This is a genomic window from Enhydrobacter aerosaccus (assembly GCF_900167455.1).
Lineage (GTDB): Bacteria > Pseudomonadota > Alphaproteobacteria > Reyranellales > Reyranellaceae > Reyranella > Reyranella aerosaccus.
Genome location: NZ_FUWJ01000001.1, coordinates 172831 through 189629, shown reverse-complemented (window position 1 = coordinate 189629; position 16799 = coordinate 172831). Strand labels below are relative to the sequence as shown.

Below are 16799 nucleotides of genomic sequence, written 5' to 3'. Positions count from 1 at the left end.
AATACCGAACGAACCGGCGGCGCCGGCGGCTGACAGAAAAGCTAGGCTCTCCGGCTGCTGTTGATTTGACTCGGCTAGCATTTCAAATGAACATTAGATTTAGACCCATATGCGGTGAAGGCCCATGGAAACAGCCCCCAATCTGACGCATCCAGACTTCATCTCTGATCCGCACAACGTGTATCGGCGGCTGCGCGCAGAAGAACCTCTTCACTGGAACCCATCCCTTAAGGGATGGGTGATCACGCGCCACGCCGATGCCTCTCTGGTGTTGAAAGACCCCCGCTTCTCGGCTGCAAAGCTGGATCCCTTTCTGAGCCATATCGGACCAGACACGCGAGGCAAGATCGAGCGGCTAACCGCTGTGCTGGCGGATTGGATGGTGTTCAATGATCCACCGCGCCATGAGAAGCTGCGCAAGGCCATTGCCAAGTACTTCCTGCCGCAGGAAATCGCGCGTCTCCACCCGATGATAATGCAACGCGTTGAAGAACTGCTGGACGGCTTCAGGGGGCGCGATCGGGTGGATTTCATCGAGGCGTTCGCCTTTCCGCTGCCGGCGCGCGTGATTTCGGACCTGTTCGGTGTTCCCAGGGAGCGGGTCGAGGATCTCAGAAAGTGGTCCGAAAACCTCAAGGACTTCGTCGCCTTGGCCCGCGCTACGCCGGACAAGTACGACCGGGCAAGCGCGGCTGCAAACGACATGGTCACATTCTTTCGCGAGACGCTCCATGACCACCGCCGCAATCCACGTGACGACTTGACCGGGCGGCTTCTCGAAGCGGGGATCGGGCCCGAAGGGCTGAGCGAAGATGAAATGGTTTCGACGCTCATCCTCTTGCTCTTTGCTGGCCACGAAACAACGGCCAGCCTGTTGGCCAACGGGCTCTATTGGCTCCTGCGAAACCCGGCCTCGATTGAGGCGCTGCGGCGCAATCGGTCCCTCATCCCGGGCGCTGTGGAGGAAATGCTGCGGTACGAAGGGCCTGCCCAGACGGTGACACGGATTGCTACTGAAGATCTGCGTTTGGGTGATGCGGATATCCGACGAGGGCAGCGTGTTTTCGTGGCGCTCAATTCCGCCGCTCGAGATTCGACCGTCTTCGCGGATCCCGACCTTTTCAAGGTTGACCGTCCTGTCAACCGCCACGTCGCTTTCGGTTTGGGCATCCACTTCTGCCTTGGAGCACCGCTCGCACGCCTCGAAGCTCGGATTGCGTTCGACCGGCTGCTTTCGAGGCTGCCGGAAATCCGGCTCGAGACGCCTCAACCGGAATGGCACGACGAACTCGTGACGCGCAGCATGAGGCAGCTCGTTATCTCCTATGTCATGGCGGACTGAGCATGTCGCATGCTCCATTCGGTCAAGATGCCGCCCTCGCCGCCCGAATTACTGTTGGCGAGCTCTTGCGGGCGCAAGCGCGCATGCGGCCGAAATCACCAGCCGTTGTCGATCGAGGCCGCATGTGCACCTATGGTGAGTTCAATGCGCGCGTAAACTGCCTGGCGCATGCCCTGGCCGCCCTCGGGCTGCAACGAGGCGATCGCGTCGCAATCCTTTCCGAGAACCGTCGCGAATACCTTGAATTGGCTTTCGCCGGGGCAAAGCTCGGGCTGATCCTCTGCGCTCTGAATTGGCGGCTTACCGAAGAAGAGCTGGCTCACTGCATTCGCTTGACGACACCCAAGGTGACACTGGTCTCGGAGCGGTTCGTGGGTGCGCTGAGCGCCCTTGAACATGGCTGTCATACCATCATCGAACTGGGGGCCGATTACGAGAAACGGCTGGCGGCACAGCCCGTTGACGAACCCGACATCGCGGCACAGCCAGAAGATGGTCTGGTCATCATCTACACCAGCGGAACAACCGGACTGCCCAAGGGCGCCCTGATCAGCCACCGGGCCGAGATCGCGAGGCTGCACGTGAACTGCCTCGACTTCGACCTCGATCGCACTGATGCCTTCGTGGCATGGCCCCCAATGTTTCATATGGTGTCATTGGACCAATCGATCAGCCTGCTCACCATCGGCGGGAAGGTGGTCGTCGTCGACGGGTTCGACGTTGCCCGGATCTTGGACAGCGTCGAGACGGAGCGGCAATGGTGGCTTGTGCTGATGCCCGGCATGATCGACCAAGTTATTCGTGAGCTTCGTGCGCGAACCATCAGGCCCAAAGGAATCAAATTGATTGGCGCCATGGCCGATCTCGTTCCGCGGGCGCAGATCGCGGAGATCACACAGCTGCTGCAGGCCTCCTACGCCAATACTTTCGGCTCGACCGAAACCGGAATCCCGCCGATGTCGGGTGGTCGCATCCCCATCGGTGAAGTGCCGACCGACCTGTCGAAAAGCCAAAACTCGCTATGCGAGTTCCGACTCGTCGATGCGGAAGACCGGGACGTGCCAGATGGAACACCTGGAGAGCTGGCGTTTCGCGGCCCAACGCTTTTCAGCGGCTACTGGAACGCCCCGGAAGTGAACGCGAAGGACTTTCGCGGTGGATGGTTCCACATGGGCGATATGTTCGTCCGGCGACCGGACGGTAGGCTCGATTTCGTCGACCGTGCCAAATACTTGATCAAGTCGGGCGGCGAGAACATCTACCCGGCCGAGATCGAGCGCGTCCTGCTCGCCGACCATCGCGTCGCCGACGCTGTCGTGGTCCGCAGTCGCGACGAGAAGTGGGGCGAGGTGCCTGTGGCTTTCGTCGCACGGCGGGATGAAGGCCTGACCGCCGACGACCTTGTCGAGCTCTGCCGCCGGCATCTCGCCGGCTACAAGCGCCCGAAGGACATCCGCTTCGTCGCCTTCAATGCCCTGCCGCGCAGCACAACGGGCAAGATACAGCGCCACGAGGTCGAGCGCTGGCTGGCGCAGGAGCACGCATGACCTGCGAGATCGCGATCGTCGGGATTGGCGAAACGCCACCAGTGCGTCGCTCAGGCCGGACTTTGCGTGCGATGGTGGTGGATGCCGTGATGGCCGCCCTCGCCGACGCGGGCATCTGCCCGAAGGAGGTCGACGGGTTGGTCACCGACGCGGTCATCATGCCGACACAGGTGCCCTTCGACTACCTCGCCGGTCAGCTTGGCGCTTCGAACTGTTTTGCAGCTTCCGCTTCCTTGGGCGGCGCAGGAATCGCCTGTGCGCCCATGCTCGCGCAGCATGCAATCGCGTCGGGCCTCGCAAAAGTCGTCGTTGGCTACTTCGGAGTCGACTGGGGAACTCGCGCCGGAGGCCCTTACGCATTTCACGACCTTTACCCTGCAAAGCAAGCGTTCGAGAAGCCTTACGGCTTCAATGCGCAGCCGATCTATTTTGCCCTCTGGGCGCGGCGCTACATGCACGAGTACGGTCTCACCGAGCGCCAGCTCGGCGCCTTGGCCGTGTCGCACCGGCAACACGCCCTGCTCAACGGCCGCGGCCAGCTTCGCGACTCCCTGACGTTCGAGCAGTATCTCACCTCACGCATGATCGCGGAGCCGCTTCGGGCGGCGGACTGTTGCCTGATTACCGACGGAGCTGGCGCCTTCGTAATGACGGCCATGGATCGCGCACGCGATTGTTCGAAACGGCCGGTCAGAGTGCTCGGGACGGGGTTTGCCTCGGCGCCCGTCACCGGTGACTCGGTGTTCACGCAGGGTTCCTGCCTCACCGCTATGCCTGGCGCCGCCGAAGCCGCTCGGCGCGCTTTCGCATCCGCTCGCCTTGGCCCGAAGGATGTCGACTTCGCCGAGATCTACGACTGCTTCTCGATCTCCTGCCTGTTGCAGCTCGAAGACACCGGTCTCTGCCGCAAGGGCGAGGCCGGCTGCTTCATCCAGGACGGCGGCATCGCGCCAGGCGGTCCCCTACCGGTCAACACGCATGGCGGGTTTCTCGCATACAGCTATCGCCTTGGAATCGAGCATGTAACCGAGGCGGTGCGACAACTCCGGCATGAGGCTGGCAGGGCTCAGGTTCCCGATGCCGAAATCGGCCTCGTGACCGGATTGTCGATGCCCGACTTCGGCGTGCTGCTGCTGGGACGATGATGGAGCGCCCCATGACGGACGAACAGATACCCGAATTCGCCCCGTTCTGGCGCAACGTCGCGGAACGCCGGCTGTGCTTTCCAAGGTGTGAGGCATGTGGTCGCTTCCATTGGTATCCGCTGACACGTTGTCCACATTGCTTCGCCGCCGATATCGAATGGTGCGCCGTCGAGCCCCGGGGCACACTCTATTCGTGGACGGTTGTACGGCATGCTTTCGCGCCCACGTTCGTCGACAGGCTGCCGTACGTCGTCGGCCTGATTGAATTCCCAGACGCACCGGGAATTCGGCTCGTTTCGGAAGTTCGCGCGGCATCGACAGACGCGTTGTGGATCTTGATGCCTGTGCGAGCCGTGTTCGCGGGCGGCTCTGGTGCCGACGGGCTGCATTTTATACCCACAACGCCAAACGAAAGAGGATCCCAGGATGATGGCGATCCTTGCGTCTCCTCAGTTCAGTGAGTTCCCGCGGCTGCCGGCTACTTAAGGAGGAAGCTATGGATTATGATTTAAAGATTATCGGCGCCGAGATCGTCGACGGGTCCGGCAGAGAGCGCTATCGCGGCGACGTGGCAATCAAGGATCGGCGCATTGTCGCGTTGGGCGCCGCCCCTGGGCAGGCCCACAGCACCGTCGATGCCGGCGGGCTGGTCGTCTCGCCGGGTTTCGTCGACATCCACACCCACTACGATGCCCAGGTCATGTGGGACCGTATGCTGAGCATCTCGCCGTGGCACGGCGTGACGACGGCCGTGCTCGGCAATTGCGGCTTCGGCGTCGCGCCGACCCGGCCGGCGCACCGGGACCTGATCGTGCGGACCCTCGAGAAGGTCGAGGGCATGAGTGTCGATGCGCTTGGGGCCGGCCTTGGCGCAAATTGGCCGTTCCAGACCTTCCCGGAATTCCTCGACGCGATCGAGCAGCGCGGCATCGCGATCAACATCGGCGTTCTCGTCGGTCATACACCGGTGCGCCTTTGGGTGATGGGCGAAGCAGCTACCGAGCGCGCGGCCACGTCCGCGGAAATCGCCGAGATGAAGGCGATCGTGCGAGGAGCGATCGATGCCGGAGCGATCGGGTTCGCAACATCAAAGGCCTCGACCCATGTCGGCTATGGTGGGCGACCTGTGCCGAGCCGAGTCGCCGACTTGGCCGAAATCAAAGCCCTGGCCGGTGTTTTGGGCGAAGCCGGCCGTGGGATCATGCAGGCGACCATCGGCAAGGAATTGTTCCTGGACGAGTTCGTGGAGATTGCCCGAGCGACCGGACGGCCGATCACATGGACGGCCCTTCTCGCCGGCCTTTCGTTCGGCGTCGGCGACCACCGCCAACAACTCGCGCGCTCGGAGGCCATCGCAGCCGAGGGATTGAAGATCGTGCCACAGGTCACGCCCCGGCCGCTCAATTTCGAGTACCAGTTCAAGGCACCGTTCCCGTTCGAGCCACTGAGCCTGTTCAAGCCGATTTCAGCCGCAGATGCCGACGGCAAGGCTCGCATTTACGCCGATCCGGAGTTCCGACGGGCCTTCGCAGAGCGGATGCTGACGAACGGTCCTCCTACGTTCCGCGCCACCTTCGCCAAGACGGTGGTCGGCCAGTACACGCCAGAGCCGGAGTTGGAGGAGCGCCTGCTTTTCGACATCGCGCGTGAACGCGATGTCCTGCCGACGGATTTGGCGCTCGACATGGCGCTGCGTACCGGACTCGAAGCGCGCTTCCGCATGCCGGTGGCCAACCACGAGGAGAGCGAAGTAGAGCCGTTGCTGAAGAGCACGTGTACCGTGGTGGGACTGTCTGATGCCGGTGCGCATGCCAGCCAGCTCTGTGACGCGTGCTTGCCGACCTATTTTCTCGGGCATTGGGTGCGGGAGAAGAGCGCATTTAGCCTCGAGGAAGGGGTTCGCATGCTGACATCGCGCCCCGCAGAGGTGTTCGGTCTCGTAGATCGCGGTCGCCTGGCGCTTGGTGCACCGGCCGATCTGGTGATCTTTGATCCCGCGACGATCGGTGCGAGCAAGCTGCGCCGCATAAACGACTTCCCCGCTGGAGCTGACCGACTGATCTCGGATGCATCCGGCATCGAAGGCGTGGTCGTCAACGGAACCGTGATTCGCAGCCGCGGCGTCGACGCTGTCGATCCGGCGGGGCCACTGCCAGGCATGCTGCTCCGCGGAGGTCGCGCAGCCGCCTAGCTTCGGCAGGCGGCACCAGAGGGCTGCACCCTGAGGTGCGGATCGACCGTAAACGGTGGGAATGACCATCACATCGGGGATTGAGCCATCTCGTTCGACGTAGGTGCGCTGCATGTCCGCAGACGGATGGTTCCAGCAAGAGGTTGTCTCAAAGGTTGAGTTCTATGCGAGGAGAAAGACGATGCATGTCGGAATGGCCACCATCTTCCAAAATACCGGGCGTCAGCTCACGGACCGGCAGGTGTATTTGAATGAGCTTGCGCTGGCCGACATGGCCGAACCGCTAGGCTTCGAGTCGATCTGGTCGGTCGAGCATCATTTCACCGACTACACGATGTGCCCCGATGTCGTGCAGTTCCTGTCCTATATGGCCGGGCGAACCAAGGACGTGCGACTGGGGTCGATGGTCGTGGTATTGCCTTGGCACGATCCCATGCGCGTTGCCGAGCAGGTCTCCATGCTCGACCAGTTGTCAGGAGGTCGCATGATCCTTGGTCTGGGTCGGGGCGCGGGTAAGGTCGAGTTTGACGGGTTTCGGCTGGATATGGGTGAAAGCCGGGAGCGCTTTGTCGCGTACGCCGAGGCGTTGCTCAACGGTCTTGAGACGGGACTCATGGAACATAATGACAAGTTCTATCGGCAGCCGCCGGCAGCAATCCGGCCAGCTCCATTCAAGAGTTTCCGGGGCCGCACCTACGCCGCGGCGGTAAGCCCGGAAAGCTCGCGGATCATGGCCAAGCTTGGCGTCGGCCTGCTGATCATCCCGCAAAAGCCCTGGCGCGAGGTCGAAAAGGAGCTTGCGGAGTACAATCGGCTCTATCGCGAGATCAATGGCACCGATGCGCCGCAGCCGATTTCGGCTGGCTGGACCTTCGTCGATGAAAGCCCGGAGCGGGCGCGTGAGATGGCGTTGAAGTATATCGGTGGCTACTACCGTACCGTGCTCGCCCACTATCAGTTCGCGGGTGAGCACATCAAGAACACCAAGGGATACGAGTACTATGCCAAGATGAACGAGAAGCTGCATAGTTACGGTGAGGAAAAGGCAATAGAATTCTTCGCCGAGCTACAGGTCTACGGTACTCCAGATCAAGTCCACGAGAAGATCATGGCCATTCACCGACGGACCAAGAACTCGGCTTATGTTGGCGTATTCTCCTACGCGGGGATGGCCCATGAGGAAGCAGTGCGCAACATGCGGCTGTTCGCCAAGACAGTGATGCCCGAGCTCAAGAAGTTTGACGCCGGTGCAGCCATCGATCGCGCAGGTATGTTGCCGGATCACCGCTATGCCCACGCAGCTGAGTGATCGAAGCGCTAAACCAGACCGCTGAGAGCAGAGAAGATTCTCGGCAGGGCACATTCCGGTTCGGCCACGCGGTTGCGCTCCTGACGCGCCTTGCACCGCTCGTTGGGAGGCGTCTGTTGGTGTCGCGCGCGATAGCCCCACCGTGCTGTCCAACTCCCGGACAGGGCCGCACCCGTGATGTAGTTGTCGTTCTGACACGAAGCGTTCGCTCTGTGTCCGACGTGCGTGCGAACCCTGGCGGCTTCGACCATCGGACCATGAAGCTCGTGCCGCCATTACCGCAAGATGGAGACAAGACAGCGCATATGATGTATCTCGATGACCTTGTCTCCTTCACGTACGCATTGTCTCTGCCCAGGTACCGGTCGCCTGCAAGGTAGGTGTATCCGCCTTTAGTCTCTAGCGGCCACAGAGTGACCGAACCAAGCGGCAGGAGGACGGATCGAAGCGAGCGGCGGCGTTTGTACGCCAGATGAGAAACTGAAACGATCTCGGCGACGCCATCCGCGCCTGCTCCCGGGCGCGCATGGAAACCGGGTTTGCCGCCGGAGTTGTTTGATCACGCGTTTGCTGCATTTCTGATTCGCCTGTCCTTTTGGCTGTTGGCCGTCGCACTGTCCTCGGCTTGAAGAAGGTTCTGCCTTAAATGCTGCAGCGACTTTATGAGCATTCGTTGTCGTTGGATCGGCATACCTGCGAGTGCCTGTTCCCGAGTTTGGGTAGCAATTGACCACATGCGTGCGAGCAGAGGCTGCGCCCTATCCGTCAGATAGAGCCGGAACGCGCGCCGGTCATGCGGATCAGGCCTACGGGTCACCAAACCAGCTGCCTGAAGACGATCGAGAAGGCGGACGAGCGTGATCGGCTGGATCTCCAAGCGGTCTGCGAGGGAGGCCTGACTCACGCCTTGCTGGCGTGACAGATAGGCAAGCGCTCTCCATTGAGCTTGCGATAGACCGAGTGCCTGCGCCCGCCGATTGAAATTGCGCCGCAGCAGGCGCGCGACATCCCCCACGAGAAACCCAATGCTTGAATCTGGATCCGCCACGACAGTCTCCCATATTGATAAGTATACCTTATAATATATGTCTTATGCCTTTTTTGCAGAGCTGGTCTACGCTTCCGAACAACTGACAGGCACCGAGCCGTCTTGCCAGTCGTCGAAAATCGAATAAGCATTCAAAAAACAGACGCTTCGCTTTCGATTGGGAGATTCCACTATGGGAGCCACAAGACGCAGTTTTCTGGCGAGCGCTTCGGCCACGGCGACCATGTTCGCTGGCATGACAGTGTACGCACAGAAGGCCAAATACGACGATGGCGTCAGCGACATCGAGATCAAAATCGGTAACGCGAACCCCTACAGTGGGCCGGCCTCCGCCTATGGCGTGATTGGCAAGGCGATCGACGCCTATTGGAAGATGGTCAATGACCAGGGCGGCGTCAACGGCCGCAAGGTGAAGTTCATCACGATGGACGACGGCTACAGCCCGCCCAAGGCCGTCGAAGTGGTGCGTCAACTGGTCGAGCAGGAAAAGGTGTTCGCAATGTTCCAAACGCTGGGAACGCCGAGCAACACTGCGATCCAGAAGTACTTGAACACCAAGAAAGTGCCACAGCTCTTTGTGGCTACGGGCGCCTCCAAATGGGGCAAGCCGAAGGAGTTCCCGTGGACTATGGGCTGGCAGCCCGACTACCACACCGAGGCCGTGATCTATGCCAAGCATATCCTGGCCACCGTCAAGGATCCGAAGGTCGCCGTGCTGATGCAGAACGACGACTACGGCAAAGACTATTACGATGGCATGCGCGACGGGCTGGGCAAGGACGTCGGTAAGATCGTCAAGCACGTCACGTACGAAGTGACCGACCCGACGGTCGATTCGCAGATCATCCAGCTTAAGGACTCGGGCGCCAACGTATTCTTCAATATCACGACGCCGAAGTTCGCGGCCCAGGCTATCCGCAAGGCAGCCGACATCGGCTGGAAGCCGGCCCATTACCTGAACAACGTATCCTCCTCGGTAGCGGCAGTGCTGAAACCAGCCGGATTCGAGAACAGCCAAGGCATCGTCACAGCGGCCTATCTGAAGGATCCCACCGACAAGCAGTGGGACAATTCGGACGACATGAAAGCTTGGCGCGTGTGGATGGCCAAATACAATCCCAGTGCCAGTTTGGCCGACGGTTTCAACGTTTATGCGTATGCCGTTTCCTACACCTTGCACAAGACACTGGAGCAGTGCGGCAATGAACTCACACGCGCCAACCTGATGAAGCAGGCGGCCAACCTCAAAAAGCTCACCGTCCCGCTGTTGCTGCCCGGCATTACTGTCAACACCAGTCCAACAGATTACTATCCCATTCAATCGGAACGCCTGCAGCGCTTCGAAGGCGAAACCTGGGAGCTCTTCGGCGAGGTGATGTCAAACGAAAGCTCCTAGCGCGCACTGGCTGCAGCTGCGCTCGCCATTCAAGTCTCGTTAGAACTGTGGGGACGGACATGAAGGCCGCAACGGAGCTTAATGCCCTTTCGCTGTTCGCGACGGTGATCGCCCTATTCGATGTGCCGGACGCAGTATCGCTCAACGCTCAGTTGCGCCGGGTGATCGAGCAGCGCGAGAGAACCCATCCCGCCGGCCGCGTGCGTTCCAACCTGGGCGGCTGGCAGTCGAGCGACGACATGGAAACCTGGGGTAGTACGGCCGCCCTCAAGCTGCTGGCATTCGGCCGAAACGTCGCGAACCGCATGACGACAGATCGCGAGGGAAATCCGGGCAGCGGACCGCACCCTGGGCATTTTGCCGTAACGTGGCGAGCGAACATGTGGGCGAATATCAACCGCAAGGACGAGGGCAACGCATTTCACTCGCACCCAGGCGCGTTCTGGTCAGGAGTCTACTACGTCGACGACGGCGGCATTGACGCCGATCCGTCGCTTGGAGGTGAGCTAGAGTTCATGGATCCACGTGGGCCCTTGCCGCTGATGTTAGCGCCGCATCTCGGCTATGTTGGATCGAGCGACCTTTCGAATACCTCCATTCAGGCGCTGCGGCCCAAGCCCGGCCGGCTTGTGATGTTCCCCGCCTGGCTGATGCACCAGGTGCGCCCCTATCACGGAACCGCCGAGCGTATCTCCGTCGCCTTCAATCTCACGCTGTGAGCGCATCCGATTATCTTGAAGTATAGCCGAGCGTAAGAGCGTAAGGAGTATGCGCGATTTTGCGTCTACTTTGCTGTAGTCCTTTTGCAGATTGTCGATTGTCGCGAAATCGAGGGTGGTATCAACGCCCCGGCAGCCAGGCGGTTTACCGCCTGCCAGGAGCTGGCGCTTCACTGATTGCGGCGCCCTTGAGGATTGATACGCGAGAAGTGCGCAGGCTGTCGCGCTTGATGCCTAACGATGATCGCCCGTCGGCAGATTCGTGAAATGAATGGATCTTGTTGAGCTACCTCGGTTCGTGCCGTAGGTTTCGCGAAGACCAGCTCAGCAAACACGACATCCCGCTTCCGGCGTGCCAACTCGCTCGTGAACCATCGCATCCAGCTTGTTCATGCCGTTGATCCTCCATCGACTGGTAGAGCCGCGCCAGTCACGAAAGAAGCCTCGTCGGACAAGAGAAACAGTGCTGCGTTGGCAATCTCCTCAGGGCTGCCCGGCCGTCCTAAAGGCGTCATGCCAGCGTGCTTGCGGATGAGTTCCTCTGGATCTTGGCCGCGTGTACTTTGTTGGTCGGGTCTGGCGACGAACACGCGTAACATCGGCGTATCTATGGGGCCCGGGCACAGAGCGTTGACGCGAATCCCATCGCGGGCCAAGCGCTTGGCGAGCGAGCGCGTGAGACCAACGACCCCGAACTTCATGGCAGAATAGACAGGACTAAATGGCGAGCCATGCAGGCCTGATGTCGAGGCCGTAAAGAGCAGTGTACCGCCGCCTCGCGCTCGCAATTCTGGAATGGCTGCTTCGGTGGTGATCAGCACAGAACGCAAGTTTAGGCGGACCGCCAAGTCGAAATCCGCCAGATCCAGGCCCTCAACCGAAGCGGGACCGGGATGGCCGAGATGGTTCCAGACGAAATCGAGGCCGCCAAAGGCGTTGGCGGCTTCCTTGACGATCTCGCGCGCCGCATCGGCTTCGCCTAAATCGGCGACGATGCCCTTCGCTCGGCCTCCAGAGTTCACGATCTGTGCGACCGCGGCAGCAACGCCTGCCTCGTCCCGATCGACAACGGCGACGGCAGCGCCCTCGCGCGCGAAACGAACTGCCCCTGCCCTCCCCATTCCCGACGCCGCCGCTGTAACGATGCCGACCTTGCCCTTCATTCGCATGGTGTCTTCCTTCTTAGCAAACATTCGCTCGGCGACAGCGTAGAGCAGCACTCCGCATACGAACGGAGCCTGAGACGCTTCCGGGACGCCTACAATTCCGTGTCTCCCGCAAGGAGGCGTTGCACAATCGTGCGCCGCAAGACCTCATTTGTGCCGTCCGCCACGTTCACCGAGCGAACGTCCTGCCACGCATGAACAAGTCCGAGCTCGTTGGTGAAACCCATGGCGCCATGAGTCTGGATAGCGCGATCCAGCGCCCGGGCACCGATTTCCACCGCATAGGCCTTGGCCATCGACAGCTCCTTCACCGCCCGCTCGCCGCGGTCGATCAAGGTCGCCGCATTCAGCGCCATAAGATGCGCCGCATGCAGCTCCATCGCCGCTTCGGCCAACGGAAACGTCACGCCTTGGTATTCCGCGATCGGCTTGCCGAAAGCCTCACGCTGCTGAGTATAACGCAGCGCTGCCTCGATCGCCCAACGGCCAAGTCCCACAGCGCGAGCTGAATTGTAGATACGGCCGATAGAGACGCCCAACAGTCCGATGCGGAAGCCCTCATGCAGTTCGCCGACCAGCTGCCATGGCTCGACCTGCACGTCCTCCAGCACGATGGAGCCCTCGTTGCCACCCACCGACCCATGCATGCGGATGACACTCTCCAGCCTGAAGCCGGGTGACGCGGTCGGCACGAGAAAGGCGCTGATGCCACCAGCCCGGCGTGACGCACGGTCCGGATCGGTCACGGCAAAGACGATGCAATAGTCTGCCTGCGGCGCGTTCGTCGTCCAGATCTTGCGGCCGTTGAGTCGCCAGCCAGAGTCGGTTTGTCTCGCTTTCGTACGGATCATGGTCGCATCCGAGCCGGCGCCAGGCTCAGACATGCCGAAGCACATCGATGTCCGGCCCTCCATCATGCCCGCTAGAATCTCGGAGCGTGCACGATCCGTCACTTTCAATAGGACCTGGCTTGGACCGAAGGCCCAGTGGCTGACCGCATAAGCACCCAGCCAATTGTGGCTGCCACAAAGACGATAGATACGCTCCCAAACAACGAAGTAGGCAAGCATGCCCATGCCTGCCCCACCCAGTTCCACAGGCACTGACATCGAATAGTAACCAGCCTTTGCGGCCGCAATGCGCACGCCTCGAATATGCTCGACCACGGCAGGGACATAGCGGCCATCCTCGCTGTACGTGCGACGCGGATCGGACAGCAGCGCATGATCGTTCTGGTGACGCGGGAACACCTCTCTGCGAAGGAAACCTTCGATGCCATCCGCTATTGCGGTGACGTCGTCAGGAATCGGAAAGGCAAGGGCGGTCAATGTGATCCTTTCAACGGTTGTCGGTTGCCTGGTGCAGGTTTGGAGCACGCGCATTCCCAGACCCGACATAGCCTAACCTGATGTGGAATTAGAGGGAGACCGTCCCGCCATCGACGGCAATCGTTTGGCCTGTCACCATCGAGCTGGCATCGGAGGCAAGATAGAGGATTGTGCCAACCAGATCGTCGGTTGTGAGGACACGGCGAATCGACTGGCCGGAGACAATAGCCTTCACAGCGTCTTCCTTCTTCTCACCGAAGAACTGGCTCATGCCGTCTGTCTCAACGGTCGCAGGGGCCACTGCGTTGACACGTATGTTGAAGCGGCCCAGTTCGCGCGCCAGACCTCGCGTCAATCCAATCACGGCCGCCTTAGACGTCGTGTAATGCAGGGCGTTGGGCAGACCGTACGTCGCGGCCAACGAGGAGATATTGACCACGGAGCCACCCCGTTCGCGCATGGGCGGCACAAACGCGCGGCAGCAATTCCACACGCCGGTGACATTGACACGCATGCATGACTCCCAGTCTCCCTCGGCGATGGTATCAAAGCGACCCGACTTGAGCGTCGCAAACAATGCCGCGTTGTTGACCAGCACATCCACCCGGCCAAGCCGGGTGAGGGCGTCGTCCGCCGCGTCGCGGCAACTGGTCATGTCTCCAACATCGCATCGCCGGCCGAATGCCCGACCGCCGTTAGTCTCAATGTCGCGAACTGTATCGCTGCAATCCGAGAGATCGAGCGCAACGACCGTGGCCCCAGCCTTGGCAAGCCCCTGCGCATAGGCACGGCCGAGGCCTCTAGCAGCGCCCGTTACAACCGCTACCCTGCCGGTCAGATCAGTCTGGGCCATCATCATTCTCCTTCACCTTGGTGCACGGCGCCGTTCCCCCGAGGTCATCGACGGCGCGGTGGCTAGACCTGTCGCCCGCCTCCGTTCATGCAAAGGCGTCGCGACGCGAACACCGACTCGTCCGCCTGGGCGTCGACTGATCAGGTGTATTTGCGCACATCGTCGATCACCTTGCCGTCGTTAGGCAGGCTGCCGGGCGCCACGAACTCCACGCGCCCTCGGACCTTGCAGATACTCTGGATGTTGCCTTCCACCGCCTTAGCCACGTCGTCGGAGCCCCCGATGAGCTCGGCTTTCAAGATCATGACGTCTTGCTGATCGACCCAGTCGACGACCAACCGCACGCGGCCGAGCTCCGGATGACGCCGGGCGATCAGCGCAATCTGCGCTGGGTCAACAAACATGCCCTTGACCTTTGTGCGCTGGTCGGCACGCCCCATCCAACCCTTGATGCGCATGTTTGTGCGGCCACAAGGGCTGATGCCGGGCAGTACGGCGGACAGGTCACCGGTTCCGAAGCGCACCAAAGGATAGGCCTTGCTGAAGGTCGTAACGACCACTTCGCCTACCTCGCCGTCGGCAACGGGATCGCCAGTGCCCGGCCGCACGATCTCGACCAGAACACCTTCGTCGACGATCATTCCCTCCAGGGCTTGGGACTCGTAGGCGATGATGCCTACATCTGCCGTGCCATAGCTCTGAAAGGCCGATATGCCACGGTCGCGAAACATTTGGCGGAGCGAAGGTGGCAGCGCCTCGGCGCTGACAAAGGCCTTTCGAATGGACGAAATGTCCTTGCCAAGGTCATCAGCTTTCTCGAGGAGAATCTTCAGAAACGAGGGTGTTCCAACATAGCTCCCCGGTCGGATGGCCTCTATGGCGTCGAGCTGCAACTCGGTCTGGCCGACGCCTCCCGGCACGACCGCGCAGCCCAATGACCGCGCCGCGGCCTCCATCATGAGGCCGGCCGGCGTGAGGTGGTACGAAAAGGTATTGTGAACGATATCGCCCGCACGAAACCCTGCCGCATACATGGCCCGCGCGCCGCGCAAGTAGTCCTTCTCAGCGGTATCGATCTCGAAAATGGGCCCTGGCGACATGAAGATGTGCTGGACTTCTGCGAGGGGCACGCTGAGCAGCCCTCCCATCGGCCGATTCTTCCTCTGCACCTCACTTAGGTCTGCCTTCCGCAAAATTGGAAGGCGCGCAAGCGCAGCGCGGCTCGTTACCGTGGCCGGATTGACGTCCTTCAGCCATTCGACGAAGAATGGCGCATTGGCCTTGGCATGCGCGACTTGCGCCTTGAGGGCGGCGGCCAACGCAATCTCCCGTTCTTCGGACGAGCGTGTTTCAAGAGTGTCGAAATACTCGGTGCGTTCCATATCTAGCGCCGCCTTTCTGAGCATCCCTGAACATCCGCTAAGACCGCGAAAAACTGCGGCGCCCGCAATACTTCACGAGAGTCCGACGCATGCATGAACTGGCCATGTTCAATCAAAGCTGGCCCCCCGCCACGCCGGAATTCTCGCTCACTTTGCGGTCACTCCTTGCACCCCAGCCTTTGGATTTGCGTTCCACTAGCATCGAACCTTCATTAGAATACAAATATACGGCTCTCAAGGAACATCAAATTTGTAGCGAGTTTCGTAGCTATATTCTAATTAACATTAGAACATTGGTGTGGTATGCCCGCCCTCCGGGAGCGTGATGGCAGCGGTTGCCGCACCCCTCGCTGCGGCATGAGGAGAGCGCATGGAGTACGTCGGCCTCGGGCTGTTCTGGACTGACCTCAAGGTCGGCCAGAAGTTTCGCACCATCAATCGCACCATCACCGAAGCTGATCTGGTGAATTTCATCAATGCCACAGGTATGGTCGAGATGATCTTCACCGATGTGACGTTCAGCGAGCAACATGGTGCCATGCGAGGCCGTCCGGTGCCGGGTGCTCTTTGCTACTGCTTCGTTGAAGGCCTTTTGGTTCAGGCCACGATGCAGCATACGGGGCTCGCCATGCTGGAATCGACCATAAAGGTGCATGCTCCTACCAATGTCGGCGATACTATTCACGGCGAAGTGGAAGTGACGGCGGTCCGGCCAACCAGCAAAGGGAATCGGGGAATCGTCACGACGATCAACAGCATTGTCAATCAGCGCAACGAGGTGGTCATAACCTACAATGTTACCCGGATGATGGCAGGGCGCAGCTGAACCCATCACCTTTGTCAGCGAATACCGTCGCCGGTGGTTTGGCAAAGGGCGAGAACCAAGTCTAGTCACGGGACTTTGGTTGCTTTGGTTGCATGATCAGAACCGTGCCTTGAGCAGCACCACAGGGTCGCCCGTCGTTCTCAACGTCGATCCGCACTACTGCCGTCGAACGGGTCATGGCGACAATACGAGCCTCCGCAATCACGGTACCTGCCGAGACCGGCGCGAGGAGATTTAGTTTGAATTCTGTGGTGGCCGCCCATTGGCCCGGTTGCATGTGCGGATAGCATACGAGTCCAAGCGTATGATCGCACAATGCGGCGAGTACGCCGCCATGCAGATTGCCGAAACGCGTCAGCAGCTTCGGGTCCGCCGCCATTTCCACGCGCAGTCGCCCGGGCTCGACGAGCGTGGTGCGTAGACCGAGGAACTGCGGGAGGCCGGATGACGGTACGGTCGGTTCGAGGAAGCGGCGAGCCACCTCCTCATCGAAGGGCGGGAGCCGCGGCGGTAGGTTCATGACGTTGCTTTTTTCCGAAACTGTTGC

Annotated in this window: 15 protein-coding genes; 9 read left to right on the top strand and 6 right to left on the bottom strand. The window is 60.7% G+C overall.

Translation table 11 applies throughout. The features are described 5' to 3' along the window. Positions 1-124 precede the first annotated feature (124 nt). The 6 genes from B5D62_RS00865 (at position 125) to B5D62_RS00840 (ending at position 7534) form a co-directional block, all read left to right on the top strand. On the top strand, positions 125-1342 hold the full coding sequence (locus B5D62_RS00865; protein WP_085931951.1) for a cytochrome P450: 1218 nt from the start codon (positions 125-127) through the stop codon (positions 1340-1342). Between the two features lie 2 nt (positions 1343-1344). Next, on the top strand, positions 1345-2889 hold the full coding sequence (locus B5D62_RS00860) for a class I adenylate-forming enzyme family protein (RefSeq protein WP_085931950.1): 1545 nt from the start codon (positions 1345-1347) through the stop codon (positions 2887-2889). Beyond that, complete coding sequence (locus B5D62_RS00855) at positions 2886-4034, top strand: thiolase family protein (protein ID WP_085931949.1); 1149 nt, start codon at positions 2886-2888, stop codon at positions 4032-4034. The genes B5D62_RS00860 and B5D62_RS00855 overlap by 4 nt, the downstream gene beginning before the upstream one ends. Positions 4035-4045: 11 nt before the next feature. Next, complete coding sequence (locus B5D62_RS00850) at positions 4046-4495, top strand: Zn-ribbon domain-containing OB-fold protein (protein WP_170920725.1); 450 nt, start codon at positions 4046-4048, stop codon at positions 4493-4495. A gap of 35 nt (positions 4496-4530) precedes the next feature. Then, positions 4531-6225 carry an N-acyl-D-amino-acid deacylase family protein gene (locus tag B5D62_RS00845; protein WP_085931947.1) on the top strand — a complete coding sequence of 565 codons (1695 nt, stop codon included), beginning with the start codon at positions 4531-4533 and terminating at the stop codon, positions 6223-6225. A gap of 193 nt (positions 6226-6418) precedes the next feature. Further along, positions 6419-7534 carry an LLM class flavin-dependent oxidoreductase gene (locus tag B5D62_RS00840; protein ID WP_218190895.1) on the top strand — a complete coding sequence of 372 codons (1116 nt, stop codon included), beginning with the start codon at positions 6419-6421 and terminating at the stop codon, positions 7532-7534. A gap of 559 nt (positions 7535-8093) precedes the next feature. Here B5D62_RS00840 and B5D62_RS00835 read toward each other — a convergent pair. Further along, positions 8094-8582, bottom strand: a complete 489-nt coding sequence (locus tag B5D62_RS00835) for a MarR family winged helix-turn-helix transcriptional regulator (protein ID WP_085931945.1) — start codon at positions 8580-8582, stop codon at positions 8094-8096. Positions 8583-8754: 172 nt separating this feature from the next. Between B5D62_RS00835 and B5D62_RS00830 the strand changes: the two genes are divergently transcribed. Together B5D62_RS00830 and B5D62_RS00825 are read left to right on the top strand one after the other, a co-directional pair. Continuing rightward, positions 8755-9978, top strand: a complete 1224-nt coding sequence (locus B5D62_RS00830; RefSeq protein ID WP_085931944.1) for an ABC transporter substrate-binding protein — start codon at positions 8755-8757, stop codon at positions 9976-9978. Positions 9979-10037: 59 nt separating this feature from the next. Next, positions 10038-10697, top strand: coding sequence for a 2OG-Fe(II) oxygenase family protein (locus B5D62_RS00825; protein WP_085931943.1), 660 nt, complete (start codon positions 10038-10040; stop codon positions 10695-10697). A 389-nt stretch (positions 10698-11086) separates the two neighbouring features. On the opposite strand, the gene B5D62_RS00820 is transcribed toward B5D62_RS00825, so the two are convergent. The 4 genes from B5D62_RS00820 to B5D62_RS00805 form a co-directional block, all read right to left on the bottom strand. Further along, entirely contained in the window at positions 11087-11917 is an 831-nt protein-coding gene (locus tag B5D62_RS00820) for an SDR family NAD(P)-dependent oxidoreductase (protein WP_231714681.1), read from the bottom strand. Positions 11918-11955: 38 nt separating this feature from the next. After that, the gene (locus B5D62_RS00815; protein WP_170920724.1) at positions 11956-13191 is read right to left on the bottom strand and encodes an acyl-CoA dehydrogenase family protein; all 1236 of its coding nucleotides are present in this window, start codon (positions 13189-13191) and stop codon (positions 11956-11958) included. Positions 13192-13279: 88 nt separating this feature from the next. After that, positions 13280-14044, bottom strand: coding sequence for an SDR family NAD(P)-dependent oxidoreductase (locus tag B5D62_RS00810; RefSeq protein WP_170920723.1), 765 nt, complete (start codon positions 14042-14044; stop codon positions 13280-13282). 140 nt (positions 14045-14184) lie between these two features. After that, positions 14185-15426, bottom strand: a complete 1242-nt coding sequence (locus tag B5D62_RS00805) for a phenylacetate--CoA ligase family protein (protein WP_085931940.1) — start codon at positions 15424-15426, stop codon at positions 14185-14187. Between the two features lie 370 nt (positions 15427-15796). On the opposite strand from B5D62_RS00805, the gene B5D62_RS00800 reads away from it, so the two are divergent. Next, positions 15797-16252, top strand: a complete 456-nt coding sequence (locus tag B5D62_RS00800) for a MaoC family dehydratase (RefSeq protein ID WP_085931939.1) — start codon at positions 15797-15799, stop codon at positions 16250-16252. Between the two features lie 61 nt (positions 16253-16313). Here B5D62_RS00800 and B5D62_RS00795 read toward each other — a convergent pair whose 3' ends face one another. Beyond that, entirely contained in the window at positions 16314-16772 is a 459-nt protein-coding gene (locus B5D62_RS00795) for a PaaI family thioesterase (protein WP_085931938.1), read from the bottom strand. Positions 16773-16799 lie beyond the last annotated feature (27 nt).

Bases quoted from the DNA above. Each gene is read 5' to 3' on its own strand.
- B5D62_RS00865 (WP_085931951.1), top strand. From the start codon at position 125: ATGGAAACAGCCCCCAATCTGACGCATCCAGACTTCATCTCTGATCCG.
- B5D62_RS00860 (WP_085931950.1), top strand. From the start codon at position 1,345: ATGTCGCATGCTCCATTCGGTCAAGATGCCGCCCTCGCCGCCCGAATT.
- B5D62_RS00855 (WP_085931949.1), top strand. From the start codon at position 2,886: ATGACCTGCGAGATCGCGATCGTCGGGATTGGCGAAACGCCACCAGTG.
- B5D62_RS00850 (WP_170920725.1), top strand. From the start codon at position 4,046: ATGACGGACGAACAGATACCCGAATTCGCCCCGTTCTGGCGCAACGTC.
- B5D62_RS00845 (WP_085931947.1), top strand. From the start codon at position 4,531: ATGGATTATGATTTAAAGATTATCGGCGCCGAGATCGTCGACGGGTCC.
- B5D62_RS00840 (WP_218190895.1), top strand. From the start codon at position 6,419: ATGGCCACCATCTTCCAAAATACCGGGCGTCAGCTCACGGACCGGCAG.
- B5D62_RS00830 (WP_085931944.1), top strand. From the start codon at position 8,755: ATGGGAGCCACAAGACGCAGTTTTCTGGCGAGCGCTTCGGCCACGGCG.
- B5D62_RS00825 (WP_085931943.1), top strand. From the start codon at position 10,038: ATGAAGGCCGCAACGGAGCTTAATGCCCTTTCGCTGTTCGCGACGGTG.
- B5D62_RS00810 (WP_170920723.1), bottom strand. From the start codon at position 14,044: ATGGCCCAGACTGATCTGACCGGCAGGGTAGCGGTTGTAACGGGCGCT.
- B5D62_RS00805 (WP_085931940.1), bottom strand. From the start codon at position 15,426: ATGGAACGCACCGAGTATTTCGACACTCTTGAAACACGCTCGTCCGAA.
- B5D62_RS00800 (WP_085931939.1), top strand. From the start codon at position 15,797: ATGGAGTACGTCGGCCTCGGGCTGTTCTGGACTGACCTCAAGGTCGGC.
- B5D62_RS00795 (WP_085931938.1), bottom strand. From the start codon at position 16,772: ATGAACCTACCGCCGCGGCTCCCGCCCTTCGATGAGGAGGTGGCTCGC.